Raw genomic sequence first — 24,676 nt, 5'->3', positions numbered from 1 at the left:
TTCTGATACGACGGACATCAAGCCGAACGGTCATTAACATATCCGACATGCTGACCCCAGTGCGCCGGATCATGGACTACGAGATGACGCTGGCAGAGTGGTTCGGCGCCGGGCTGATGCTCGCAGCGCCGTACGGTGTAATCGGCCTGCTGTTCTCGGTGTTCCGGCCCGAGTACATCGAGCATGCCGACGGTGCGGCTAAGGCGGCCGTGTTCATCGGTTCGGTGCTCTTCTGGCCCATCCTGCTGTTCACGGACGTATGCCCATGACCAATCGCAATCGCATTAACATCACGCGGCGCACCGCGCGCTGGACCGACGATCCGGTGCAGGTCGCCGACGCCATGGACTTCTGGTCGTTCGCCGCCGGAGCGGCCAACGTGATCATGCAGCTGTCGCGCCCCGGCGTGGGGCACGGAGTCGTCGAGAGCAAGGTCGACTCCGGCAATCTGATGAAGCATCCTTGGAAGCGGGCCCGCACGACGTTCCAGTACCTTGCGGTCGCGATCCTCGGCACCGACGACGACCGGGCGGCATTCCGCGCCGCCGTCAACGAGGTGCATCGGCATGTGAAGTCCGATCCGTCGAGCCCGGTCTCCTACAATGCTTTCGACCGCGATCTCCAGATGTGGGTGGCGGCATGCCTTTTCGTCGGGCTAGAGGACACCTATCAGCTGTTGCGCGGACCGATGACCGAGGAGCAGGCCGAGCAGTTCTACCGGTCGGCCTGGACGCTGGGGACCACGCTGCAGGTCACCGAAGAGCAGTGGCCACCCACTCGGGCCGAGTTCGACGACTACTGGGACACCGCGTGCCTGCAGGTGTCGATGGACGACGTCGTGCGGTCCTACCTCACCGACCTGCTCAACTTGCGGATGATCAATCCGATTCTGGCGCTTCCGTTTCGGCCGCTGCTGAAGTTCTTGACGGCAGGCTTTCTGGCACCGGTGTTCCGCGACGCCCTCGGGGTGCGGTGGGGCCGAACCCGGCAGCGCCTTTTCGAGCGGCTGTTCCTGTTCGTGGCATTCGTCAACCGATTCCTGCCGGGCTTCATCCGGCAGGGCGGCAGCTACGTGCTGCTCGCCGACGTCCGCAACCGCGTCCGACGGCAACGCCAGCTGGTCTGAGGGAGAGCGCTATGCCGAGTGTGCGCACCGCGACCCGCCGTGGGCTGAGCAAGCGGGTGTCCGTCGGCGGCATGGTCGAGTTCGGGCTGTGGCTGCTGATCCCGTACGTCACCCTGGGCTTGGTGTGGGCCTTCTTCCATGCCGACGAGGTGCGCCGGCTCGAAGATCTGCTGGCCGGCGAAATTCCCGCCGGCGGCGGCATGGCGGCCTACCTATTGGTCGCCGCTCTGTGGCCGCTGCATGTCCTCGTGCCGTCGGTGTGCGTGACGTGACCGCAGACGCGCGACCGTCATCCCGAGGAGCCCGAGAAGCAGCTGACCAAGCCAGACCGCATGCGCGCCGAGCATGATGCCACGGTGTGGTGAACCCGGGGTGTCGCCGCCGACGCGGTAGACGGCGAGATCGTCGTCGCGGAAGGCGACCGGCAGTGCCAGATCGGGTGCCCCTCCTGGGTTCTCGACCACCACCCAGCCGACACCGGCCGCTGCGAGTTCGTCTCGTGCCGCCCCCGTTGTCAGCATCTGCTGAATTGCCCGGGCGCGGCTGCCGTCGCCCGGCACGGTGACCCCGCCGATGGTCAGGTCACCGGTGCCGAGCACGTCGGCGCGTACCCAGCGAGGCAGCGGATCCAGCACGGGAGCCTCGCCGGCCCAACGGAATTGGCGCATGCTGTCGACAGGAAGGACCGCGACAGGCGCGGGGTCGGCGTTGACGACGGCCGCGGCGGCAGTCCAGCCCGTGGGATAGGCGACCGGCGACACGCGTCCGCCGACACCCCACGCCAGGTCGGGCAGCGTCGCGATCAGCGCGGCGCAGCACACTGCGGCCGTAGCCAGAGCGGGCACCCGGGGCCGCACCGTCAGGATGGCGGCGGCCCCGCCGAGGGCGTACGCCGGCATCGCCAACGCCACCCACTTCTGGCCGTCGCGGATCACGCCGAGGCCCGGCACGGCGTCGATCATCGCCTCGACCAATGAGAGGCCGGGGCCCGTGGCCATCAGCGCGGGCACCACCACGGCGAGTACTGCCACGATCACCAGCGGCGCGGCGGCGCGTCTGCGCAGCAGCTGAGGAGCACCGACGACGACGATCCCCACCAGGACGACCGCCGAGACCACCGCGAAAAGCGTTGTCCGCGAGGGCGGCACCGCGTCGGCGTTCCAGATGCCACCCAGGCTGGCGAGGCTGCCGAAGGTGGCCAGCCCGGGTTCGGCCCGCGCCGCGAATGCCGCCACGCCCGCCGACTGATCCGGCGCCCACCCGCCCGACAGCGCCGAGGCCAGCAGCCATGGCAGCGCCGCCGTCACTGCAGCACCCAAGCTCAGCCCGGCGCACCACCAGCGGGGACGCCCCGCCCCCGGGGCCAGTGCGCAGGCCATGGCGATCGTGGCGGCCAGCATCAGACCGGTCGGCGTCAGGCCCGCCAGCGCCAGCCAGAACAGAAGCGCGCACACCCTGCCGAAACTGCATTCCATGCGGCCTTTTCGCGAGTTTTCCCGCGCGGAATGCAGTTTCGGCGATCCCCGACGAAGGGAAAGAACCGTCGCCGCCACCCACGGCAGACACCCGTAGCCCACCAGCAGGCTCCAGTGCCCCTGCAGAAGCCGTTCTGCCACATAGGGATTCCAGATCGCGATGGTGGCGGCCACGCACTGGCCGGCAATCCCGGACTCGGGCAGCACAACCCCGGCCAGCCGCGCGGCACCCCAGCCGGCCAGCCACAGACCGAGGATCAGCAGCGCCTTCACCACCACGCCGCCGTCCACGACCGTCGACGCCGTGGCGACGAAGAAGTCCTGGGGCAGCGCCCGAGGTGCGGCCTGTGTCAGCCCGAGCGCAGCGTCCGACAGATATGAGCGCGGCGTCGACACGGCATCGCGCAGCAGCAGGTAACCAGGCCCCAACAGCGGCGCGGTCACGGCGAGAGTCAGCGCCAGCGAGTAGGCCGGCGCGATGAGCGCGCGGGAAAACCTGATCAGACGGGTCTGTCCGGCGGCAGGTCGGACGGCCGCTGCGCCGGCAGCTTCTCGGTTTTGGCCTCGGCGCCGGGAACCGGCTCACCTTCGTCGCCGCGGCCGCCGAAGAAGCGGTTGCCGGTGTCGTCGAGACCCGGATCGATCAACAGCGACTCCGCACGCAGGCTGAACGACCCGAGCAGGGCTCCGCCGACGAGCGCGACCAACCCGAGTGCGGTAAACGTGATCGGCAGGATGCGGCCCCACAGCGACACCCGATCGCGCTCGTCCTGCGCGGCGGCCACCTGGGACTCGACCGACTCCTCGTTGGTCGTCACCGTGTAGTCGACGAACGTCACCTCGGGCTTGAGAGCCTCGCGAGCGTAGTAGTGGTAGGCGCGGTCGGTTTCTTTGACGATGGTCCCCGACACCGGATCGACCCAGAAGGTGCGCTGCGCCGCGTAGTAGCGCGTCATCGTGATCGGTTCTTCGGGATCGCCCTCGATGCCCCACAGTGCGGCGCGGGCCGTCACCTGGGCGTCGGCGTCGTCGTCGTACAGCGAGGCGTACTTGACGGGCTCGACGAGCTTGCCGTCGGCGTCGAAGCCGATGTTCTGGGTGAACTTGTAGGCCGTCAGACCGTTGACGTCCTCTTCACCCGAATAGTTGGCGTCGAAGGCCTTCTGCGCGATCGGGTCGAAGTACGGGTAGGTCTTCTTCTCGGTGTCGAACGGGAACCGGTAGGCCAGCCCCTCGTGCGGCAACGCGATGCTGGTCGGCGGATTCTCGTCTTCGATGGCGCGCGGTTTCTGCACCGAGCCGCCGGGGTTGGTCTCGCTGGAGACCGCCTCCGCCGTTTGCCGGTTCAGGGTCACGGTGTCGACCATCGCCAGCAGCAGACCGTTGTCCTGCTGCTGATCCGAGCGCCGCAGCGACGTACCGACCTGCAGGGTGACGACATCCGCGTTCGACGGCGACTCCACGCTCATCTGCTGCTGCATCACCACGGGGATGTCCTCGTTGACCACGAACCGCTCACCGAGCAGCGAGGCCGGGTCGAAGGCGGTGCCCGTGCCGTCGCTGACGAGGGTGGTGTCGATGGTCAGCGGGATCTTGGCGATCTTGCCCTGGGTGTAGGTGGACAACAGCAGGGCGGCGATGAGCAGGGCGGCTCCGAGGCCCATGATTCCGCACGCGGCGATCCTCAGCGCAACTGCGCGGTTCAATACCGTGTCTCCCTTCGCGCGCCGCCACGGGCGTGGCGGTGGCGGCGCCCAGCCAGACGCCCAAAAGTCCGTTCGACCCTAACAGCCGACATTAAGGTCGTCGCTTACTACGAGGCGTTCGACGGCACGGCCTGACTACCCGTTTTCGCTCCGGCCGCGCGTCAGGGGCACACTGTTCGGCGTGACCGGAACTCCGGACGCCGACGACACCGTGGGCGGGACGCGCGGGTTCCTGCCCGCGGTTGAGGGTCTGCGCGCGTGCGCGGCTGTCGGAGTGGTCGTCACCCACGTCGCGTTCCAGACCGGCATGTCCGGTGGCATCACCGGCCGGATCCTCGGTCGTTTCGATCTTGCGGTCGCGGTGTTCTTCGCGCTCTCGGGGTTCCTGCTGTGGCGCGGCCACGCCGCCGCCGCACGCGGGCTGCGCTCACGTCCGTCGACGGGCCACTATCTGCGGTCGCGGATCGTGCGCATCATGCCCGGTTACCTGGTGGCCGTCGTGGTGATCATGACCCTGCTGCCCGAGGTGAAGGCCGACTTCACGGTGTGGCTGGCCAACCTGACGCTGACCCAGATCTATGTGCCGTTGACGTTGACAGCAGGTCTTACGCAGATGTGGAGCCTGTCGGTCGAGATGAGCTTCTATCTGGCGCTGCCGCTGCTGGCGCTGCTGGCCCGCCGTCTCCCCGTCCGGGCCAGGATCCCCGCGATCGTGGCCGTCGCGGTGGCGAGCCTGTTCTGGGTGCGTATTCCGTTCGACGGGGCGTCCGGGCACAACCTGTGGAACTGGCCGCCCGCCTTCTTCTCCTGGTTCGCCGCCGGGATGGTGCTGGCAGAACTGACGGTCAGCCCGGTGGGGCGGGCGCACCGGCTGGCGCGGCGACGGGTGCTGATGGCGCTGATCGCGCTGACGGCGTTCCTGATCGCGGCGTCCCCGTTGGCGGGGCGCGAAGGACTGCACCCCGGCTCGATCGGGCAGGTGACGTTGAAGACCGCGATGGGAGCTGTCGTCGCGGGCGCGCTGCTGGCGCCTCTGGTGCTCGACCGCCTCGACACCTCGCACCGGATCCTGGGCAGTCCGATCATGGTGACGCTGGGCCGCTGGTCCTACGGACTGTTCGTGTGGCATCTGGCGGCGTTGGCGATGGTGTTTCCGATCATCGGGGAGTTCGCGTTCAACGGGCATTTCACGGTCGTGCTGATGCTGACGGTGGTTTTCGGTTTCGCCATCGCTGCGGTCAGCTACGCCCTCGTGGAATCGCCCTGCCGGAATGCGTTGCGGCGCTGGGAGCGCCGCAACGATCCGACACCGCTGGACTCGTCGGTCGACAACCAGATTGAGCCCGCCCGCGCCCAGTAACCGCCGAAACTGCATTCCGCGCGGCCGTTCCGCGGAAATGACCGCGCGGAATGCAGTTTCGGCGATCGGTGCGCCGCGCTCTAGTCCGATTGCGCGGCCCGCCGCGCTCTAGCTGGACTGCGCGGCCCGCCGCGCGATCACCTCGTCGCGGACCGCCGACCGACGCGCCTTGCCCGCATCGTCTCGCAACGGGCGGTCGACGAACTCCACCGACCGCGGCAGCTTGTAGCCGGCGATCCGCTCGGCCAGAAAGGCGACGACGCCCGCTTCGTCGAGACCGTCGGCCTGCACGATCGCGTGCGGCACCTGACCCAGATCCCCGTCGGGCAGGCCCACCACCAGGCTCGACAGCACCGCAGGATGCTCCGCCAACGCCGACTCGATCTCGGCTGGGTACACATTGCGCCCGCCGACGGTGAACATGTCGACCCTGCGGTCGTTGAGGTAGAGGAAACCCTCGTCGTCGAAGTAGCCGAGGTCGCCCAGCGAGTCCCAGCCGTCACGCGTCTTGGCGGTGCTGCCGATGTACCGGTACGTCGGCCTGGCCGAAGGTCCGGGCCGCATGTAGATCTCGCCGACCACCCCGGGCGGGCACTCGTTTCCGTCGTCGTCGAGGACCTTCATCTCCCCGGCGACGACGACGCCCACCGACCCGGGGTGGGTCAGCCACTGCTCGCCGGAAATGAATGTCAGGGCCTGTAACTCCGTGCCGCCGTACAGTTCCCACACCGAGGCAGGGCCGAGGATCTCGATCCAGGCCTGCTTGACGGCGGGCGGGCACGGCGCCGCCAGGTGCCAGAACCGGCGGATCGACGACAGGTCATAGGCATCCGGTTGCGCCCGGTAGACAGGCAGCAGCCGCTGCATGATCGTCGGGACCGTCGCCAGGAACGTCACCCGGTGCTCGGTGACCAGCCGCAGGAACTCGCGCGGTTCGAATCGCGGCATCACCACGAGGTGGTGGCCCTGCAGCACGCCGATGGCGAACGTGGTGAATCCGGTGTTGTGGCTCAACGGAACCGAGATCAGGTTCACGTCGCCGTCCTGCGCGCCCAACGGGTAGCCGATGGCAGGCGGAACCCGGCTGTTGTTGCCGGCCTCGATCAGCTTCGGCCGTCCGGTACTCCCACCCGAGGCCATCGACTTCCACACCGGTGACACCGCCTCGGGAAGCGCGTCGGCAGGAAAGCCGGCGAACTCGGCGGCCAGATCCATTGCCGTGCAGGGTGTCACGCCGGTGGGGTCGTGTCGTCCGACCAGCAGTGCCGGGCGCCGCAACTCCAGCAGCGCGGCCAGCTCCGCGTCGGGCAGCCGTGCCGACAGCGGCTGTGGCACCGCGCCGAGTTTCCAGCATGCAAGTACCGCGAACACCCAGTCCAGTGAGTTCGGCAGCACGATGGTGACGTAGTCGCCGACACCGACCCCGAGCGAGGCAAAGCCGCGCGCCACCCGGTTGGTCGTGGTGTCCAGGTCTGCTCGGTTGACGGTCACCGCGGCGCAGGTGACTGCGGGGGCATCGGGCGCCTTCGCGGCGAGCGCCGAGACCTGCGTGCCGATCGGAGCTACGGGCGCATCGGTGCCGGTGGCTGTCATGTCAGCCATCTTTGTCGTCACCGCGCGGCGCGCGACGCGGTTCGGCGAAGGTCACCGTCGACATCGCCACGGCCAGCACCGACAGCAGCGCCAGCAACTGCACGCCGGCAGAGTGCCCGAGGTATCCGTCGACCGAGCGCCACGGATACTGGCTCAGGACGGCGCCGGCCAGGATCAGACCAAAGGCCGCCGTACCCACCGTTGCTGCGTCGCGGATCCTGTCGCGGCGACGCAGCAGGTATCGGACGGCGAGGGCCACGAGCGCGAGGAGAGCGCCGGTGAAGCCCGAGATGACCAGCGCTGCAGAGACTGTCGCCGCACCGATCGACAGCGGGTGGGGCTGCCACGGGCGCGCGGGGCCGTAGTCGTCTCCGGTGCGGCGCGCCGGGACGAACGCCAGGGCGACGAGTAGCGGCAGGAGGGCCAGGCCGCCGATGAGGCCGGCGCGGTAGGTCGCGTTCGACGCGAAATTCAACGTGACGGTGCCTCCGTCGCCGGCGGCCACCACCCAGCCCTGCTGCCAGCCGTTGACCGTGACCGGTGTCAGCATGGTCCCCGCGTCGTCGCGCGCGACCCAGCCGGGGTTGACGCTCTCCGGGACGACGAGGATCCGGGACTGTTCCGACGGGCCGACGGTCACCTCGCGGTGGTCATTACTCCACCGGGTGACGGCAACGGAAGACGTTGTGGCCGGGCGGACTTCATCGGCGCGCGGAGTGGCCAGCTGGACGCCGTCGACGATCAGCGCGGGCCCCGGGCTGATGAGCAGCTCCTGCTGACCGACCGGGAGCGAGATCGGTGCGACGCGACAGGGGCGTGCCGGGATGGGTCGGCCTTCCAGCAGATCACCGACCGTGGTCGTCACCGCAGTCTGCACGAACTCCCCGGCTACGCCGATGACAGGTCCACGCCCGCAGGGCAGGCTCACCGTGCGATCCCGGTTGGTCGCGGCGTCCGCCGCGCCGATGGGGGCGCCGCGCTCGTCCAGCGCGACGATCTCCGCCAGGCCCGGCGGCTTGAGCTGATCGAAACCCAGTGCGGTGCGGTCGATCACGTCGTCCCAGTCGAGCAACCACACTCTGATCGAGTCCGTGACATGCGGATGGAGGGAGAACGTCTCGGTTCCCGCGGTCATGCGCCGCACCTGCGGACCGTCGCCGAGGTCGACGGCGATCATGGTCGGGTGGGCGGGCAGCGGCGACGAACTCGGCGTGACACGGATCGACGAGACGGTGCGCGGGCTGGGCAGGGTGAGGGTCAGCGAAGGCGGGGTGCGCGGCTGCACCGTGCGCTGCGGCGCGGTCCAGGACGTGCCGGGGTCGCCGTCGGTGGCGGCATAGGCCGAACCCAGCACGTCGATCGCATCACTGTCACCGGCTGCCCGCGTCGTATCCGGCTGCGCGATGAGATCGGCCAGATTCGGTCCCTGCCGGGCCCGCACCCACACCGTCGGCGTCACCGGCGTCGGCTCCGGAACCGTCAGCGTCCTGCTCAGGTTCACCGGTTCCTCGGCGGCCAGCGCCATCGCCGCCGAGCACCGGGTGCCGGTCGGGCTCTCGGCGCATCCGGCGCGGCCCAGTAGCTCAGACCCCAAATCCCATTGCGCAACAACCGCATCCGCAGGCGGGCCAGGAACGTCGACGGTGTGCCGCAGAGTCACCGGGTGGGCGAACCCGTTCGCGTCATACTGCGTGACGTTGATGTCGGTGAGGCCGAACTGCACACCGGGTGAACCGTCGTCGGTCCCCGTTGCGGTGATCCGCACCCACGGCGATTCGCCGTAGGGCAGCGCGACGGTCACCGGTTTCCCTGCCTCGTCGAACCTGACGGTGGTCGTCCCGTTGACCGTCGACACCTCGAGCCGCCGCACCTGCGCGCCGACCGCGGTCGCACTCGGGGTGATGGTCAGGGTGGCGTTGGTGACCGGATGGTCGAAGTCGACCTGCAGCCACTGGCCCAGCGCGGTCTGCAGCGAGTTGGACACCCAGCTCGTGGAGGAGTCGCCGTCGATCGCCGACGCAGGCCCCGACGACGGCGAAACATTGGGCAACGCCGTCGAATCCGACGCGGCACTGGAGACCGTGATCCGTCCGCCATCCCACCGGCCGTAGACGGGATCGGCGCCGTTGGACGGATAGTCGGGCACCCTGTTGAAGGTGTTGCGAGTGTCGTCGGGCCCGCGAATCGCCGATGAATGATCGTCGACCCGACCGTAATCGGTTTCGCGTGCTGTCGGGGTGTCGGTGACCGTCACCAGCGGAGCGGGTAGCCCTGCGCGTAAGGCGTCCTGCGTCAACAGCATCGGGCCCAACGGTGGTTGGCCGGAGAGTCTGCGCCGCTCGTCGAGACGCAGTAGGGACTCCGGTCCGCCGTCCACCCGCGCCATGGTGTCGGACTGGGCCACATAGGGTTTCATCGGTTCCGTCGCGGTGTCGACCCGGTAGATCTCGACTGCCGGGTAACGGGGTCGCAGCCCGCTGTCGGCGACGAAACCCTCCAGCGCTCCCGGCCCGACCGGATTGCCGAACTCGGCGACCTTCGTCAGTCCCGGAGAGCCGTCGATCGCGCGGTGCACCAGGATGGGGCGGGCCGACCGCGACGTGTCGGGGTCGAGGTCATTGCGCACCACGACATACGAGATACCCTGCCGGGCAAGGGTGTCGGCGAGGCCGTCGGAGGGCCGGCCAGCAGCGAACAACCGTTGCACCGAGTCCAGCGCGCGGATCGTCTCGGGCGGAGTCAGCGGTATCGAATCGCGCACGCCCCACGCGCTGTCCCCGAGGACCTGCAGGGGTTCATCGTGGCTGTTGCCCCAGATCTGCGTGGCGAACGGGGCGCCGGGTGCGACGAGCACCCGGCCGCCGGAGTTGTTGTCGTCCAGCCATTGCGCGGTGTCATGCCAGTACGGCGGGATCGCGTCGAATGCCCCGGGTGGAGTGAGCCGCCCCGTCCAGGCCAGCGCCGTCGCCGCGGTGAGCGCCGACAGCAGCACGATGCCGACCGCGACGCGCTTGTCGTTCTCGGGGTGGGCGAACGCATCACGCCACACCCGTGTCGGCGCGCTGCCCGGCAGCGGGATACGTCCCAGCAGGTGAGCCAGGCCCAACGTGAGGGGGAGCCGAAGCAGCGGCTCGAGCTTGTGCAGGTTGCGCAGCGGTGTGCCGTCCGCGTCCAGAAACGCCTGCACCGCATGGGCTATCGGCGACCCGAGGCCGCCCGAGTATCCGGCGCCGAGCAACACGACCCCGACGAGCAGCATCGTGATCAGCCGGCCTCTGGCCGGCATCCGGGTCAGCGCGAGGCCTGCGAGACCGCCCGCGGCCACCAGAGTCGTGGCGAGCACCGCGACCGAACCGGTCACCAGCTGGGCGCCCGCGGTCGCCGTCGGTGCCACATACGGCGTCCACGCCCCGGTGCCGCGCAACATCTCCGTCAGCGACATCCACTGGGTCGTGACACCCGAGGACTCGATGAAATCGAGGAACGGCGGGCTGATCCGCCCCAGGTGCAGCAGCGCCACCACCCACCAGGTCACCGCGAGCGCCACACACTGAAGCCACCACGCCACGAAACGCCACCACGTGCGGTTGGGCCGATGGCACAGCAGCCACACCGCGGCGCACAGGCACGCGCTCAGCGTCGCGACCGCATTCACCGCGCCCATCAACGCGATCGCCAACGCCGAACGGGCCGCCAGCAGGCGCACCCGGGGATCACCCCTGAGGGCAAGGATCACCGGCAGCAGCACCCACGGCGCCAGCATCATCGGCAGCGTCTCGGAGGAAATCGCGCCCAGCGTCGTCAGCACGCGCGGCGACAGCGCAAATGCCATGGCTCCGACGACCCGCGACGTGGTGGTCCCGATGCCGAGCGCTTCGGCCACTCGCAGCACGCCCCAGAACCCGACCACCAGGATCAGCGCCCACCACAGGCGCTGCGTCACCCAGCCGGGCAGGCCGAGAACATCACCGGCCAGAAAGAACGTGCCGTGCGGGAAGAGGTAGCCGTAGGCCTGGTTCTGCGCTTGCCCGAACGGCAAGTCGCTGTTCCACAGATTGAACGCGCGGGCGAGGAAGCGCAGCGGATTGGCGGTGAGATCGAGCTTGGTGTCCGGCGAGATCTGACCCGGTGACTGGGCGAAGGTCAGGGCCAGCGCCGCCGCGCTGGCAAGCCACAGCCAACGACGTGACAGCGGCCGGACGCTCAGTTCAGTGTCGGCAGGCAGTTTAGGTACGGTCGCCGTACTCGACCCTGTTGAGGACCGATGACGCCGGATCGCCCGCCTGCAGCGGAGGCTTCGTGTCCTGCTGCACCATCAGCGTCACCCCGAACACGGCAGCCGCGCCCAGCAGCAGACCGACGACGATGCTGGCTGCGGCGGGCACGAGAAACCGATCCATGCGGCCCAAACTAGCACGGAGACCCTTTCGGGCCCGGCCCCCGTGAAGCGGCGCAATTTACGGCTCGGGCGGCACGATCAGCACCGGACGATGACCGCGACGCAGCACATGATCGGCCACGCTCGACTGCAACAGTGACCGAAAACCGGTCGTTGCCCTGGTGCCGGTCACGATCAGGTCAGCGTCGAGGTCGTCGGCGGCCTCGATGATGGTCTGCCACACCGTGAACGTCACGGCCCGACGCAGCGGCTCGGCAGGAAGCCCCGCCGCCAGCGCGAGCTCAAGCCCTTCGTCGTTGATGCGTTGCGCCTCGATCAGCGCGATGTCGTCCTCGTCGTCGTCGCGCGGGTCCGGAGGTCCGTCCAGGTCGTATTGGTAGGCGCCCGGATCGGTTCCGTGATCCATCGGCGACCACACCGTCAGCACGACGGCACGGTCAGCAGTCAGGAACCGCCCTGCGTACTGCACGGCGCGGCGCGCGGTCGCTGACCCGTCGAAGGCGATGAGCAGCACTGTCTTCTTGTCCCGGGGCACGGGGCCTTCCATCGCCACTCCTGTTCGCTGCTCGCCACTGGGTCCAGAATATTTGATCGTGGCCGCAGATCAGCGCCCGTTCTGGCGCTCGGTGGTGACCCTGCCGACGACCGGTTGACCTGGTGCGCAGCCGCGCCGAGACGATCATGGCCCGGGGCTGACGCAGCTGGCTCGACGACCGGGGCATAGATCGAAGCTTCCGCTGCTATTAGTGTCGTGACGATGCCAGCACCGAGGATCGTCCCGAACGCCCTGATCGGAGTTCTGGCGGCAACCGCGCTCCTGGCGGGTTGCGCCACGCCTGCCGAGCCCGAGCCGGTCGCCGCACCGCCCGTCGCCACCGCCGAGCCCTCCCTGGCCGCCGGTAACCTGCCGGCCGCTCCCGTCCCCGCGCCGCCTGCCGCCCCTGCGTGCGGTGACCCCGCGGCGGTGGCCGCGTCCATGTCGACGCGGGACAAGCTCGCCCAACTCCTGATGGTCGGGGTAACCGGAGCTGCCGACGCCCGCGCGGTGGCCGCCGACCACCGCGTCGGCGGAATCATGATCGGCAGCTGGACCGACATGTCGATGCTGTCCGACGGCTCGCTGCCCGGCATCGTCAACGCCGGGCCGCTGCCGCTGGCGGTCAGCGTCGACGAGGAAGGTGGCCGGGTGTCACGGCTGTCCGGGCTGATCGGCAGTCAACCGCCCGCCCGGGCACTCGCCGCAGCCAACACCCCGGAGCAGGTGTACGCGATCGCGCTCGAGCGCGGCAGAAAGATGCGCAACCTTGGCATCACAGTCGACTTCGCTCCCGTCGTCGACGTCACCGACGCCCCCGACGACACCGTCATCGGCGACCGCTCGTTCGGAGCCGATCCGACCACGGTCACCGACTACGCGGGCGCCTACGCGCGCGGCCTCCGCGAGGCCGGTGTACTGCCCGTGCTCAAGCACTTCCCCGGCCACGGATCGGGCTCCGGTGATTCGCACACCGGCAGCGTCGTCGCGCCGTCGCTGGATCAGCTGCAGGCCACGGACCTGGTCCCATACCGCACCCTCACCGCGCAGGCCCCCGTCGGCGTGATGGTCGGCCATCTGGAGGTGCCGGGTCTGACCGGCAGCCAACCGGCCAGCCTGAGCCCGGAGGCCTACGGACTGCTGCGCTCAGGGGGTTACGGCGGCCCGCCGTTCAACGGCCTGGTGTTCACCGATGACCTCTCGGGCATGCAGGCGATCACCGACAGGTTCGGGATCGCCGACGCGGTGCTGCGGGCACTGCAGGCCGGAGCCGACGTGGCGCTGTGGCTGTCCACCGACCAGGTCCCCGCGGTGCTCGACAGGCTGGAGGCCGCCGTCGGCGCCGGTGAGCTGACCATGTCGAGTGTGGACGCCGCGGTGATGCGCATCGTCGCGACGAAGGGCCCGTCGTCACGGTGCGGCGGCTGATCGGTCGGCAATTGCTTACCCTGTCTTAGGGAAAGTGTTGCTCGTCGGTCAGGAAGGGCACGGAGATGGCAGGTGGGACCAAGCGGTTGCCGCGCGCCGTCCGTGAGCAACAGATGCTCGACGCGGCCGTGGAGATCTTCTCGGTCAACGGCTACCACGAGACCTCAATGGACGCGATCGCGGCCGAGGCGCAGATCAGTAAGCCGATGCTCTATCTGTACTACGGCTCCAAGGAGGAGCTGTTCGGCGCCTGCCTGAACCGCGAACTCGGCCGCTTCGTCGACGAGGTGAACAGCAACATCGATTTCAGTGCGCCGCCGAAAGAGTTGCTGCGCACCGCGGTGCTGGCGTTTCTGAACTACATCGACGCCCACCGCGCGTCATGGATGGTGCTCTACACCCAGGCCACCAGTTCGCAGGCCTTCGCCCACACCGTCCGCGAGGGCAGGGAACGCATCATCGAGATCGTCGGCAGGCTGCTGCGGTCGGGGACGCGCTTCCCCGAACCCGACACCGATTTCGACATGATGGCGGTCGCATTGGTGGGCGCGGGCGAGGCGATCGCTTCCCGGGTGAGCACCGGCGACGCCGACGTGCACGAGGCCTCCGAGCTGATGATCAACCTCTTCTGGCTGGGCCTCAAAGGTGCACCGTCCGCCGCGTTGGACGCCGAAGCCACCGACGCGACCGCCGTCATCTCAAGCTAGAGACAGTGCCCGTCAGGTGTGGGTAGCCCTTCGACAGGTGCCGTAGCGTCAGCTCCCAACCGTCCGCGGTGCGGTCGACGTAGAGTCCGGCGCGGGCAGGCAGCACCACCGGTTTTGCGAACTTCACCGAGTACTTCACCGCATCGGGAAGCTGGCCTTCGATGTTCGCCAGAACCGCGGCGGCACTGAACATGCCGTGCGCGATCACGGTGGGGAACCCGAACAGCTTGGCAGCGATCCCATTGGTGTGGATGGGATTGTGGTCGCCGCCGACCGAGGCGTATTGCTTGATCTGGCTCGGCGTGATACTCAGGATCGCGTTGGGCGGCGGCAGTTTCGGCTGCTTTTGCGGCGGCGGCTTCGGTTCGTCGGACAGGCTGGTGCGCTGTTGGTGCAGGAACGTCGTGACCTGCTGCCAGGCCAGTTCGTTGCCGACCTTCACGTCGGTGAGGATGTCGACGAGCAGACCCCGGCGGTGTTCACGCATGTTCTCGGCGCGGACCGCAACCGAGACGGTGTCGGTCACCGCGATCGGCCGGTACTGGGTGATGTGATTCTCCAGATGCACCGAACCCATTGCGGCGAAAGGAAAGTCGAACCCGGTGATCAGTTGCATGACCGTCGGGAACGTCAGCGCGAATGGGTACGTGAGCGGCACGGCGTTGTCGAAGCGCAGCCCCGTCACGGCGGCGTAGTCGGCGACGTTGGCCGGGTCGATCGCGAGGTCCTCGACGGTCAGCGTGCGGGTCGGCAGCGTGTCGCCACGGGGGACGAACGGTAGGGCGCCCGCGGCGGCCAACGCGAGATTCTTCAGACCCGAAGGCTGCTGTCCCATCTCAGGCCCCCAGCATGGCTTGGCCGCACACCCGAATCGTGTTGCCGGTGACGGCATTCGAACCCGGGCTGGCGAAGTAGGCGATCGCCTCGGCCACGTCGACCGGCTGACCACCCTGGAACAGCGAGTTGAGCCGGCGGCCCACCTCGCGGGTCGCCAGCGGAATCGCCTCGGTCATCTTCGTCTCGATGAAGCCGGGCGCGACCGCGTTGATGGTGATGTTCTTCTCGGCGAACTGCGGGGCCAGCGCATCGGTCAGCCCGATCATGCCTGCCTTGGTGGTCGCGTAGTTGGTCTGCCCGCGGTTTCCGGCGATGCCCGCCATCGACGACAGCCCGATGATGCGTCCACCGTCGCCGATCAGCCCGCTCTCCACCAGGCCCTCGGCGAGGCGAAGGGGCGCAATGAGATTCACCGCGATGACGGAGTCCCAGCGGGATTCGTCCATGTTGGCCAACAGCTTGTCGCGAGTGATGCCCGCGTTGTTGACCAGGATGTCCAGCTTGCCCTCGTAGTGCTCGCGGACATGCTCGCTGATCCGGTCGACGGCGTCAGCGGCAGTGACATCAAGCGTCAGAGCGGTTCCGCCGACCTTGCTCGCGGTCTGGCCGAGCGCCTCGGCGGCCTGCTCAACGTCCACCGCGATGACCTTCGCGCCGTCGCGCGCGAACACCTCGGCGATCGTCGCGCCGATGCCGCGCGCAGCACCCGTCACGATGGCGACCTTGCCTGCGAGCGGGCGGTCCCAGTCCGCGGGCGGGGTGGCGTCGGCGGCACCGACGTGGAAGACCTGACCGTCGACGTAGGCCGACTTGCCCGACAGCAGGAACCGCAACGTGGACTCCAGCCCCGTGGCGGCCGGCTTCGCGTCGGCGGACAGGTACACCAGGGCGGCGGTCGATCCGTTGCGCAGCTCCTTACCCAGTGAGCGGGTGAACCCCTCGAGGCCGCGCTGCACCGCACGCTCGTGCACGCTTCCTGCCTCCTCGGGCGTGGTGCCGATGACGACGACGCGGCCGGAGTGGCCGAGGTTGCGCAGCAGCGGGGTGAAGAACTCGTAGAGACCCTTGAGTCCCTCGGGCTCGGTGATGCCGGTGGCGTCGTAGACCAGCCCGCCGAACGAATCTGCCCAGCGGCCACCGAGGTTGTTGGCGACCACGTCGTAGTCCTCGGCAAGTGCGGCCCGCAGGGGCTCGACAACCCGGCCCTCGCCGCCGATCAGCAGGGAACCGGCCAGCGGCGGTTCACCCTGCTTGTACCGGCGCAGCGGCTCGGGCTGCGGCACACCCAGCTGCTTGGCCAGGAACGAGCCTGGACCGGAGTTGACGACTTGCGAGAGAAGATCGGAAGCCACAGCGCTGCCCTTTCTTGTGGACCGGGGTGAGATCCGGGTTAGTTCTACTTCGACGGCTCGGGGGTACCCGAACTGTCGCGTCCATCACCGAACTTACTCCAGAGTAAGAACGGTGGGTAGTATGACGCTCGACACCCAGGAGCAAGCCGGGAGGCAGACGTGGCTGACAGCAAGACAACCCGCCGGGTAGCAATCCTCGGAGGAAACCGGATTCCGTTCGCGCGATCCGACGGCGCCTACGCGAACGCGTCCAACCAGGACATGTTCACCGCCGCGCTGGACGGACTGGCCGAGCGCTTCAACCTCAAGGGCGAGAGGCTCGACGCCGTCATCGGCGGCGCTGTGCTCAAGCACAGCCGCGACTTCAACTTGATGCGCGAGTGCGTGTTGGGCAGTTCGCTGTCGTCCTACACCCCGGCGTTCGACCTGCAGCAGGCGTGCGGAACGGGCCTGCAGTCGACCATCGCGGCGGCCGACGGGATCGCCCAGGGTCGCTACGAGGTGGCCGCGGCCGGCGGTGTGGACACCGCCTCTGACGCCCCGATCGCGTTCGGCGACGACCTACGCAAGGTGCTGCTGGGGCTGCGCCGCGCCAAGTCGAACGTCGACCGGCTGAAGCTGGTCGGCAAGCTGCCCGCCGCCCTCGGCGTCGAGATCCCGGTCAACAGCGAGCCCCGCACCGGCATGTCGATGGGAGAGCACGCCGCCGTCACCGCCAAGGAGATGGGCGTCAAGCGCACCGATCAGGACGAACTCGCCGCGGCCAGCCACACCAACATGGCCGCCGCCTACGATCGCGGATTCTTCGACGATCTCGTCTCCCCGTTCCTCGGCCTCTACCGCGACAACAACCTGCGGCCCGACTCGTCCCCGGAGAAGCTGGCCAAGCTCAAGCCCGTCTTCGGTGTGCGCAACGGCGACGCGACGATGACGGCGGGCAACTCGACGCCGCTGACCGATGGCGCCTCGGTGGCGCTGCTGTCGTCCGAGGAGTGGGCGTCCGCGCATTCGCTTCCTGTCCTGGCGTATTTCGTCGACGGCGAAACGGCGGCCGTCGATTACGTCAACGGCCGCGACGGCCTGCTGATGGCGCCGACGTACGCGGTGCCGCGGCTGCTCGCCCGCAACGGCCTCACCCTGCAGGACTTCGACTTCTATGAGATTCACGAGGCGTTCGCGTCCGTCGTGCTGGCGACGCTGACCGCCTGGGAGTCCGAGGACTACTGCAAGGAGCGACTCGGCCTCGACGCTGCGCTCGGATCCATCGACCGGTCGAAGCTCAACGTCAATGGCTCGTCGCTGGCCGCGGGGCACCCGTTCGCCGCGACCGGCGGACGGATCGTGGCGCAGCTGGCCAAGCAGCTCGCCGAGAAGAAGGCTCAGACCGGTGCCCCGGTGCGCGGCCTCATCTCCGTCTGCGCCGCCGGCGGCCAGGGGGTCACCGCCATCCTGGAGGCTTAGCGTCCCCGCCATCCTGGAGGCCTATCGTCCCCGCCGAAACTGCATTCCATGTGCGCTTTTCTGCGATATCGCCGCATGGAATGCAGTTTCGGCGAAATTTTTTGCGGATCGCTGTAACGCCCGCTGACATGCGGTCGATAGACGGGATAGCTCCGTGTTGCCGTCTGACCCCCCGACCCGACGGCAACACGGGGCTCTTGTCTTTCAGAGATAGATTTCAGGCATGCAGATCAGCATGTTCGGACAGATCAGTGGCCTTGACGGCGGCGGTTCGCCGATCGACGCCACCATCGCCTACCTCAGCCAGCTCCGCGACGAGGGTTTCGCCCGCGTCTGGATCAGCCAGCTGCCCTACGAACCCGACCTACTGACGATCCTGGCCGTTGCCCTGCACGAGGTCGACACGATCGAGGTCGCCAGCGGTGTGGTCCCGATCCAGAACCAGCATCCGATGCAGATGGCGCAGCGCGCGCTCACCGTCAGCCTCGCTTCCGGCGGGCGCTTCATCCTCGGGCTCGGGATGACGCACGCAGCGGTGACCGAGGGCATGTGGGGCATTCCGTGGGACAAGCCGGTGCGCAGGCTCAACGAGTTCCTCGATGGGTTGCTCCCGCTGCTGGCCGGCGAACCCGCGAATGCCACAGGTGAGACCGTCACCACGTGCGGTGCCCTCGTCATCCCCGGCGCCCCACGGCCCGACGTCTACATCGCCGCGCTCGGTCCGCAGCTTCTGCGGCTGGCGGGCCGGCGCACCCAGGGCACCTGCACATGGATGACGGGGCCGACGACGCTGCGCGACCACGTCAGCCCGACGCTGCGCCAGGCGGCCGCCGACGCCGGCCGCCCCGACGATGCGGTGCGCGTGGTCGCGTCGCTGCCTATCGCCGTCACCGACGATGTCGACGCGGCACGCAGGCAGGCCGCCGAGCAGTTCGCCGTCTACGGGACGCTGCCGTCCTACCGCGCAATGCTGGACCGCGAAGGCTATGCCGGACCCGAGGATGCCGCCATCATCGGCGACGAGGCGACCGTCCGCGATCGCCTGGCCGACCTGAAGGCGTCGGGGGTCGACGAATACGTCGGCGCGGTATTCGACTCCAGTGCCGAGGGCCGTGATCGGACCCGCGCGCTGCTGCGGGAAATCGGTTAAATCACCCCTTTCCCGGAGGTGAACGCAGGCGTAGCATCGATCGCACGACGGGTTCGGGAGTGACGGGTCCGAAGAGCCGGCAGGGGATGAAAGTCGGCCGCGCGAGACGAACGAGGCGCGCCCACATGTCCTCCCGAACCCGCCCTTATGTCCGGGGAGAGGTCCTCGACAAGCAGTCACGAAATTCCCCTGATGCGTGCGATTTTCTGTCTGGTCGCCCGACGGCTAGAAATAGGGCATGACGGTGCTCAACGTCGTGCAGCTGCTGACCTTCGTGGCTGCACTCGGCCTCTTCGCCTACGCAGTGATTGCCCCCCGCGAAGCCAATCCGACGAAACGGGAACGCCGGACGCAGTTGTACCTCGGTGCGTCGATGATCGCCCTCGCGGCGTTCATGGCGACGTTGGCCCTCGACAGCGCCGGGTGGTCGAGCTACCTCAAAGGTGTCGCGGCCGCGGCTTTCCTCGTGGTGGGCCTGGTGCGGATTACGAAGAGCCGCAAAACTAGTAGGTAGCGGTGTTGCGCGGTGCGAGCGGGGTGACCGGCCCTCCCGAGAGTTCGCGGTACACGTAGACCTGATATAGGTAGCTGACCGGGATCGCGACGAAAAGGCCGATGAGACAAGCAAACTGGCCGACCGTGCCCAGCGCGGCGGTGATCAGGTACATCAACAGCACCGGCACAATGTTGGCCTTGACGAGGTTGACGCTCGTCTTGATCGCCTCGATGACCGGCAACCCGCGATCGAGCAGCGCCAGAGGCGCGAGAATCGTCAGAAATCCGACGATGATGCCCGGAACGATGCACAAGATGAAGCCGATGAGCGTCGCCGCCATGATGAGTAACTGCAGTCCCAGCATCGCGCCGAGGCGGTTCGGCTTGAGGAACGAGGCCAACGTGACGGGCTGCCCGTCGGCAATCTTGAGGTATCCCGTGAGCAGCGCCGAGGTGAGCGCGCCGATCGTCAGCCACAGCAGGACGGACGCGACGACGACCAGGACGATGCTGGCGGCGCCGAACTGCAATGACGACGACGTGCTGGAGTATTCGGAGTACTCCGAGTACTCCCGATATGTCGTGGATGTCGGCTCGGCCAATACGAATGCCATGCCGTAGGGGACCCCGAACAGCACGACGGCGGCCAGCATCCAGATCACCAGTGACCCGACCAGCGGGAAAGCGTTCTGAGTGAACGCGTTCCAGGCCCATTTGAGGCCGGCTCCGATATCGGGGCCAGGCTTGCCGAAAACCGGCGGCGGACCGTAGCCGGGCGGCGGCGCATGCCCGGGCGGCGGCGGACCGTAGCCGGGCGGTGGCCCGTACCCGGGCGGGGGCTGTGGTGGCTGGTAGCCGTACTGCTGTGGGGGAGGGACTGAGCCGGGAGGCACCGATCCCGGCGGCCGGTCGTCTGGAAGGTTCGTCATGCGGGGTCCCCTCTGTCTGGAGAAGGCGAGCAGACACAAACTCGCATGAAAATACCGCGGATCGTGCGAGTTTGCGTCTGCTCGCGCGGAGAGCTCCGTTGCCCCGCAACGCAAGACGCCCCCGGGAAGAGTCCGGGGGCGTCTCGGGTCCGAAGCGGTCCTAGGGGGTCAGAAGCTCGCTTCGTCCAGTTCCATGACCTCGTTGTCGAGGTTCTCGATGATGGTGCGGGTGCTGGTGAGTAGCGGCAGGAAGTTCTTCGCGAAGAACGACGCCACCGCGATCTTGCCCTCGTAGAAGGCGCGATCGTCACCGGTGGCACCGGCGTCGAGCTTCTCGATTGCGACAGCGGCCTGCCTCTGCAACAGCCAGCCGATCACCAGGTCGCCGACGCTCATCAGGAAGCGCACAGAGCCCAGCCCGACCTTGTAGATGCTCGCCGGATCCTCCTGCGAGGCCATCAGATAACCGGTCAGCGACGCGGCCATCCCCTGAACGTCCTCCAGCGCGGTCGCCAGCAGCGCACGCTCGGCCTTCAGCCGGCCATTGCCGGTCTCGGACTTCACGAACTGCTCGATCTGGCCGGCGACGTGACCCAGCGCCACACCCTTGTCGCGGACGATCTTGCGGAAGAAGAAGTCCTGCGCCTGGATGGCCGTGGTGCCCTCGTAGAGCGAGTCGATCTTGGCGTCGCGGATGTACTGCTCGATCGGATAGTCCTGCAGGAAGCCGGATCCACCGAAGGTCTGGAGCGACTCGGTCAGCTTCGCGTAGGCCTGCTCCGAGCCGACACCCTTGACGATCGGCAGCATCAGGTCGTTGACCTTGACGGCCAGTTCGGGCTCGATGCCGTGGATCGTCTTGGCTACCTCGGCGTCCTGATGGGTGGCGGTGAACAGGTAGAGCGCACGCAGACCCTCGGCGTACGCCTTCTGGGTCATCAGCGAGCGACGTACGTCCGGGTGATGAGTGATGGTGACGCGCGGCGCGGTCTTGTCGGTCATCTGCGTCAGATCCGCACCCTGCACGCGAGACTTCGCGTACTCCAGCGCGTTCAGGTAACCGGTCGACAGCGTGGCAATAGCCTTGGTGCCCACCATCATTCGCGCCTGCTCGATGACGTCGAACATCTGCGCGATGCCGTCGTGCACCTCGCCGACGAGCCAGCCCACCGCGGGGGTGCCGTGCTGACCGAGCGAGAGCTCGCAAGTCGCGGAGACCTTCAGGCCCATCTTGTGCTCGACGTTGGTGACGAAGACGCCGTTGCGCTCGCCGGGCTCACCGGTCTCCGGGTCGAAGTGGAACTTCGGCACGAAGAACAGCGACAGGCCCTTGGTGCCCGGGCCGGCCCCCTCGGGCCGCGCCAGCACCAGGTGCATGATGTTTTCGAAAAGGTCGTCCGAATCGGCCGAGGTGATGAAGCGCTTCACGCCGTCGATGTGCCAGGTGCCGTCGGGCTGCTGGACGGCCTTGGTGCGGCCGGCGCCCACATCGGAGCCGGCATCCGGCTCGGTCAGAACCATTGTGGAGCCCCAGCCGCGCTCCGCGGCGAGCATGGCCCACTTCTTCTGCTCTTCGGTGCCGAGGTGATAGAAGATGTCGGCGAAGCCGGCGCCCATCGCGTACATGTACACGGCCGGGTTGGCGCCCAGGATGTGCTCCTGCAGAGCCCACGACAACGCGCTCGGCATCGGGGTGCCGCCCAGCTCCTCGCTGACCGACAGCTTGTCCCAGCCGCCTTCGACGACAGCGCGCACCGACTTCTTGAACGCCTCGGGCAGCGTCACGGTGTGCGTCTTGGGGTCGAACACCGGCGGGTTGCGGTCTCCCTCTTCGAAGGAGGCGGCGACGGGACCCTCGGCGAGCCGGGAGATTTCACCCAGCATGTCGACGGCGGTCTCGACGTCGAGGTCGGCGAATGAGCCCTGACCCAACGCCTTGTCGACCCCGAGAACCTCGAACAGGTTGAATACCTGGTCACGGACATTGCTCTTGTAGTGGCCCACGATTCCTCCTCGATGAGAACGCCACACGCGGTTGGGTAATCGTTGTTAAGTTACCCACCAGTAACTGTGCGTAACTATACCGCTCGGTAACTTCAACGCAAGACGAGTGTGAGCAATTTCAGGGCCATAACCAACCGGGCGGTTGGCCGGGGGTCGATTTGCGCCTCAAAAGCGGTTCTGAACTGCGATTTTGTGGGTCTGTGATGATAGTCACGTTTAGCCGTTTAGGGTGTCTCTATGACCAGAGCAATCGGTGTCGCGGTGTGGGGAACGGGCAACATGGGTTCCACGTCGATCCGTTCCGTCACGGCGTTTCCCGGGTTGCGCTTGACGGGCGTCATCACCTCATCGCAGGACAAGGCCGGCACGGACGCCGCTGCGTTCGGCGGGCTGGACGGCCCGACCGGGGTCACCCTGACAACAGACGTTGACGCGGCGCTCGCGGCAAGCGACGCCGTCGCGTACATGGCATCCGGCGACATCCGCCCGGACGAGGCCATCGCCGATATCGAGCGGTGCCTGCGAGCGGGCAAGCACGTCGTCACCCCCTCGCTGTACTCGCTCTACGACCCGGCGTCCGCGCCGGTCGAATGGGTTGATCGGCTGACCTCGGCCGCCGAGGAAGGGGGCGCCACCCTGCTCGTCAGCGGTGTCGACCCCGGGTGGGGGAACGACGCGCTGGCCGTCACCGCGGCGAGCCTGTGCACCCGCATCAACACGATCACCTGCCAGGAGATCTTCGACTACTCGACCTACAACCAGCCGTTCGCCGTCAAGGTGTCCTGCGGGTTCGGGGGTTCCATGGACGAGACGCCGATGATGCTGCTTCCGACGATTCCGACGATGGTGTGGGGCGGCAACGTCCGGCTGATCGGGCGTGGACTCGGCATCGAGATCGACGACATCACCGAGGAGGTCGAGCGGCGCCCGCTCGAAGAGACCGTCGACACCGTGATGGGCCCGTTCGAGAAGGGAACGCAGGGCGCGTTCTTCCTCAAGGTGATCGGCTGGTCGGGCGGTAGGCAACGCGTCGTCATCGAGCACATCACCCGCATCCATCCGTCGTGTGCGCCCGACTGGCCGCAACCCGACGAGGGGGTGGGCGACCACCGCGTGATCGTCGACGGTGACCCGAAGCTGACGATCACGACCCGCGCCGACGTCCCAGGCGGAACCCGCGCCGACGGGGGCAACACCACCGCGGCGAACCGGTTGCTCGGCGCGCTCAACTGGCTCGTCGAACAGAAGCCGGGAATCTACGACGGCCTGCAGGTTCCGCTGCGCTCGGCGCTGCCCGCCGAGGCCGAAACCGCGCGCTGGAGTTAGTGGCCGGCCAGGCCCTTGTTGACGAGTCGGGTGAGCCACGCGGGGGAGAACCGCGCGCCGATGGCCAGTGCCTTGGCCTGCACGCCGACCGGATAGTGCACCTGCGCGATGGCTCGGCGCGGCCACGTGGTGTCCACGGCGGCGACGATGTCGCGGGCGATGTCCTGGGCGGTCAGGCGGATGCCCAGGGACTGGGTGGTGCCGGTCTTGACGTTCTTGGTCATCGCCGTGTTCACGTACAGCGGCCACATGTCGATGACGCGGATTCCGTGCAGCCCCCATTCGAGGTTGAGTGCCTCGGTGATGGCGCGGACGAAGAATTTGGTCGCCGAATAGTTCGCCAGTTCGGCCTGGCCGTAGATCGCCGACGCGGAGGCAAGATTGACGACGACCGCTCCGTGCTTCAGGTACGGGAACGCCGCGTGCAGGCCGTTCACCACGCCTTTGACGTTCACCTCGATCTCGCGATGGTGCACCTCGAGCGGGATCTCTTCGAAGCGCCCGGCGTTGAGCAGGCCAGCGTTGTTGATCAACACGTCGATTCGCCCGCCGGACTGCTCGGCGAACTCGGCGAGCCTTTGCGCGAACTCGTCGGCGTCGGTGACGTCGAGGTGTCCGACGGAGGGTGTGCCACCGACCGCCGAGATGTCGGCGGCCAGCACGCGCAGGCCGTCCTCGTCGACGTCATAGCCGCCGACTCGGTAGCCGCGGTTGGCGTACAGCATCGCCGTCGCGCGACCGATGCCCGTCGCTGCCCCGGTGATGAACACCGATCTCGTCATGCAGGTTCCTC

21 protein-coding genes are annotated in these 24,676 nt (G+C 67.9%); 10 read left to right on the top strand and 11 right to left on the bottom strand.

Annotation, left to right across the window (positions count from 1 at the left end; genetic code table 11):
• Positions 1–47: 47 nt before the first annotated feature.
• Genes AWC12_RS28015 through AWC12_RS28005 form a run of 3 tightly spaced genes read left to right on the top strand, consistent with a single transcriptional unit; the run spans position 48 to position 1,398 of the window.
• Positions 48–269, top strand: coding sequence for a hypothetical protein (locus tag AWC12_RS28015; RefSeq protein WP_085178166.1), 222 nt, complete (start codon positions 48–50; stop codon positions 267–269).
• Positions 266–1,126, top strand: a complete 861-nt coding sequence (locus tag AWC12_RS28010; RefSeq protein WP_085178236.1) for an oxygenase MpaB family protein — start codon at positions 266–268, stop codon at positions 1,124–1,126. The genes AWC12_RS28015 and AWC12_RS28010 overlap by 4 nt, the downstream gene beginning before the upstream one ends.
• A gap of 11 nt (positions 1,127–1,137) precedes the next feature.
• Positions 1,138–1,398, top strand: a complete 261-nt coding sequence (locus AWC12_RS28005; protein ID WP_024445890.1) for a hypothetical protein — start codon at positions 1,138–1,140, stop codon at positions 1,396–1,398.
• On the opposite strand, the gene AWC12_RS28000 is transcribed toward AWC12_RS28005, so the two are convergent.
• Positions 1,339–3,081 carry an MmpA family trehalose lipid delivery protein gene (locus AWC12_RS28000; protein ID WP_085178165.1) on the bottom strand — a complete coding sequence of 581 codons (1,743 nt, stop codon included), beginning with the start codon at positions 3,079–3,081 and terminating at the stop codon, positions 1,339–1,341. The two genes, AWC12_RS28005 and AWC12_RS28000, sit on opposite strands and share 60 nt — an antisense overlap.
• A 20-nt stretch (positions 3,082–3,101) precedes the next feature.
• Positions 3,102–4,307, bottom strand: coding sequence for a cell envelope lipid trafficking protein PgfA (gene pgfA, locus AWC12_RS27995; RefSeq protein WP_024445888.1), 1,206 nt, complete (start codon positions 4,305–4,307; stop codon positions 3,102–3,104).
• 181 nt (positions 4,308–4,488) lie between these two features.
• On the opposite strand from pgfA, the gene AWC12_RS27990 reads away from it, so the two are divergent.
• Positions 4,489–5,667: an acyltransferase family protein gene (locus AWC12_RS27990; RefSeq protein WP_110808767.1), complete on the top strand. Its 1,179-nt coding sequence runs from the start codon at positions 4,489–4,491 to the stop codon at positions 5,665–5,667.
• A 108-nt stretch (positions 5,668–5,775) separates the two neighbouring features.
• Here the strand turns inward: AWC12_RS27990 and AWC12_RS27985 are convergent, their stop codons facing one another.
• The 4 genes from AWC12_RS27985 to AWC12_RS27970 are packed head-to-tail and all read right to left on the bottom strand — an operon-like array spanning position 5,776 to position 12,206.
• Complete coding sequence (locus tag AWC12_RS27985; protein ID WP_420087754.1) at positions 5,776–7,260, bottom strand: AMP-binding protein; 1,485 nt, start codon at positions 7,258–7,260, stop codon at positions 5,776–5,778.
• A 1-nt stretch (position 7,261) separates the two neighbouring features.
• Positions 7,262–11,467, bottom strand: coding sequence for an alpha-(1->3)-arabinofuranosyltransferase (locus tag AWC12_RS27980; protein WP_207576499.1), 4,206 nt, complete (start codon positions 11,465–11,467; stop codon positions 7,262–7,264).
• A 19-nt stretch (positions 11,468–11,486) separates the two neighbouring features.
• Positions 11,487–11,660 carry a DUF2613 domain-containing protein gene (locus AWC12_RS27975; RefSeq protein ID WP_003933939.1) on the bottom strand — a complete coding sequence of 58 codons (174 nt, stop codon included), beginning with the start codon at positions 11,658–11,660 and terminating at the stop codon, positions 11,487–11,489.
• A 57-nt stretch (positions 11,661–11,717) separates the two neighbouring features.
• On the bottom strand, positions 11,718–12,206 hold the full coding sequence (locus AWC12_RS27970; RefSeq protein ID WP_085178161.1) for a universal stress protein: 489 nt from the start codon (positions 12,204–12,206) through the stop codon (positions 11,718–11,720).
• A gap of 210 nt (positions 12,207–12,416) precedes the next feature.
• Here AWC12_RS27970 and AWC12_RS27965 point away from each other — a divergent pair, with 210 nt between their 5' ends.
• On the top strand, positions 12,417–13,622 hold the full coding sequence (locus AWC12_RS27965; protein ID WP_085178235.1) for a glycoside hydrolase family 3 N-terminal domain-containing protein: 1,206 nt from the start codon (positions 12,417–12,419) through the stop codon (positions 13,620–13,622).
• 65 nt (positions 13,623–13,687) lie between these two features.
• Positions 13,688–14,329: a TetR/AcrR family transcriptional regulator gene (locus AWC12_RS27960; protein WP_024445882.1), complete on the top strand. Its 642-nt coding sequence runs from the start codon at positions 13,688–13,690 to the stop codon at positions 14,327–14,329.
• Here the strand turns inward: AWC12_RS27960 and AWC12_RS27955 are convergent.
• Together AWC12_RS27955 and AWC12_RS27950 are read right to left on the bottom strand one after the other, a co-directional pair.
• Positions 14,316–15,164, bottom strand: a complete 849-nt coding sequence (locus AWC12_RS27955; RefSeq protein ID WP_085178160.1) for a MaoC/PaaZ C-terminal domain-containing protein — start codon at positions 15,162–15,164, stop codon at positions 14,316–14,318. The two genes, AWC12_RS27960 and AWC12_RS27955, sit on opposite strands and share 14 nt — an antisense overlap.
• 1 nt (position 15,165) lies before the next feature.
• Positions 15,166–16,518, bottom strand: coding sequence for a 3-oxoacyl-ACP reductase (locus AWC12_RS27950; RefSeq protein WP_024445880.1), 1,353 nt, complete (start codon positions 16,516–16,518; stop codon positions 15,166–15,168).
• Between the two features lie 159 nt (positions 16,519–16,677).
• Between AWC12_RS27950 and AWC12_RS27945 the strand changes: the two genes are divergently transcribed.
• The 3 genes from AWC12_RS27945 (at position 16,678) to AWC12_RS27935 (ending at position 19,643) form a co-directional block, all read left to right on the top strand.
• Positions 16,678–17,979 (top strand): acetyl-CoA C-acetyltransferase, encoded by a 1,302-nt coding sequence (locus tag AWC12_RS27945; RefSeq protein ID WP_085178159.1) that lies wholly within the window; start codon positions 16,678–16,680, stop codon positions 17,977–17,979.
• Between the two features lie 223 nt (positions 17,980–18,202).
• Entirely contained in the window at positions 18,203–19,129 is a 927-nt protein-coding gene (locus tag AWC12_RS27940; protein ID WP_085178158.1) for a TIGR03564 family F420-dependent LLM class oxidoreductase, read from the top strand.
• Between the two features lie 238 nt (positions 19,130–19,367).
• The gene (locus AWC12_RS27935) at positions 19,368–19,643 is read left to right on the top strand and encodes a hypothetical protein (protein ID WP_024445877.1); all 276 of its coding nucleotides are present in this window, start codon (positions 19,368–19,370) and stop codon (positions 19,641–19,643) included.
• Here AWC12_RS27935 and AWC12_RS27930 read toward each other — a convergent pair.
• A complete protein-coding gene (locus tag AWC12_RS27930; protein ID WP_085178157.1) occupies positions 19,633–20,553 on the bottom strand; it encodes a DUF2189 domain-containing protein in 921 nt (306 codons plus the stop codon). The genes AWC12_RS27935 and AWC12_RS27930 overlap by 11 nt on opposite strands.
• 168 nt (positions 20,554–20,721) lie before the next feature.
• Positions 20,722–22,557, bottom strand: coding sequence for an acyl-CoA dehydrogenase (locus AWC12_RS27925; RefSeq protein WP_024445875.1), 1,836 nt, complete (start codon positions 22,555–22,557; stop codon positions 20,722–20,724).
• A gap of 237 nt (positions 22,558–22,794) precedes the next feature.
• Between AWC12_RS27925 and AWC12_RS27920 the strand changes: the two genes are divergently transcribed.
• Positions 22,795–23,883: an NAD(P)H-dependent amine dehydrogenase family protein gene (locus tag AWC12_RS27920; RefSeq protein WP_085178156.1), complete on the top strand. Its 1,089-nt coding sequence runs from the start codon at positions 22,795–22,797 to the stop codon at positions 23,881–23,883.
• Here AWC12_RS27920 and AWC12_RS27915 read toward each other — a convergent pair.
• Positions 23,880–24,665 carry an SDR family oxidoreductase gene (locus AWC12_RS27915; RefSeq protein WP_024445873.1) on the bottom strand — a complete coding sequence of 262 codons (786 nt, stop codon included), beginning with the start codon at positions 24,663–24,665 and terminating at the stop codon, positions 23,880–23,882. The genes AWC12_RS27920 and AWC12_RS27915 overlap by 4 nt on opposite strands.
• Positions 24,666–24,676: the final 11 nt, after the last annotated feature.

Origin of the sequence: Mycolicibacterium iranicum, assembly GCF_002101705.1 — a bacterium.
Taxonomy (GTDB): domain Bacteria; phylum Actinomycetota; class Actinomycetes; order Mycobacteriales; family Mycobacteriaceae; genus Mycobacterium; species Mycobacterium iranicum.
Note: the sequence above shows the minus strand (reverse complement) of the source record. Positions and strands in the feature narration are given on the sequence as shown.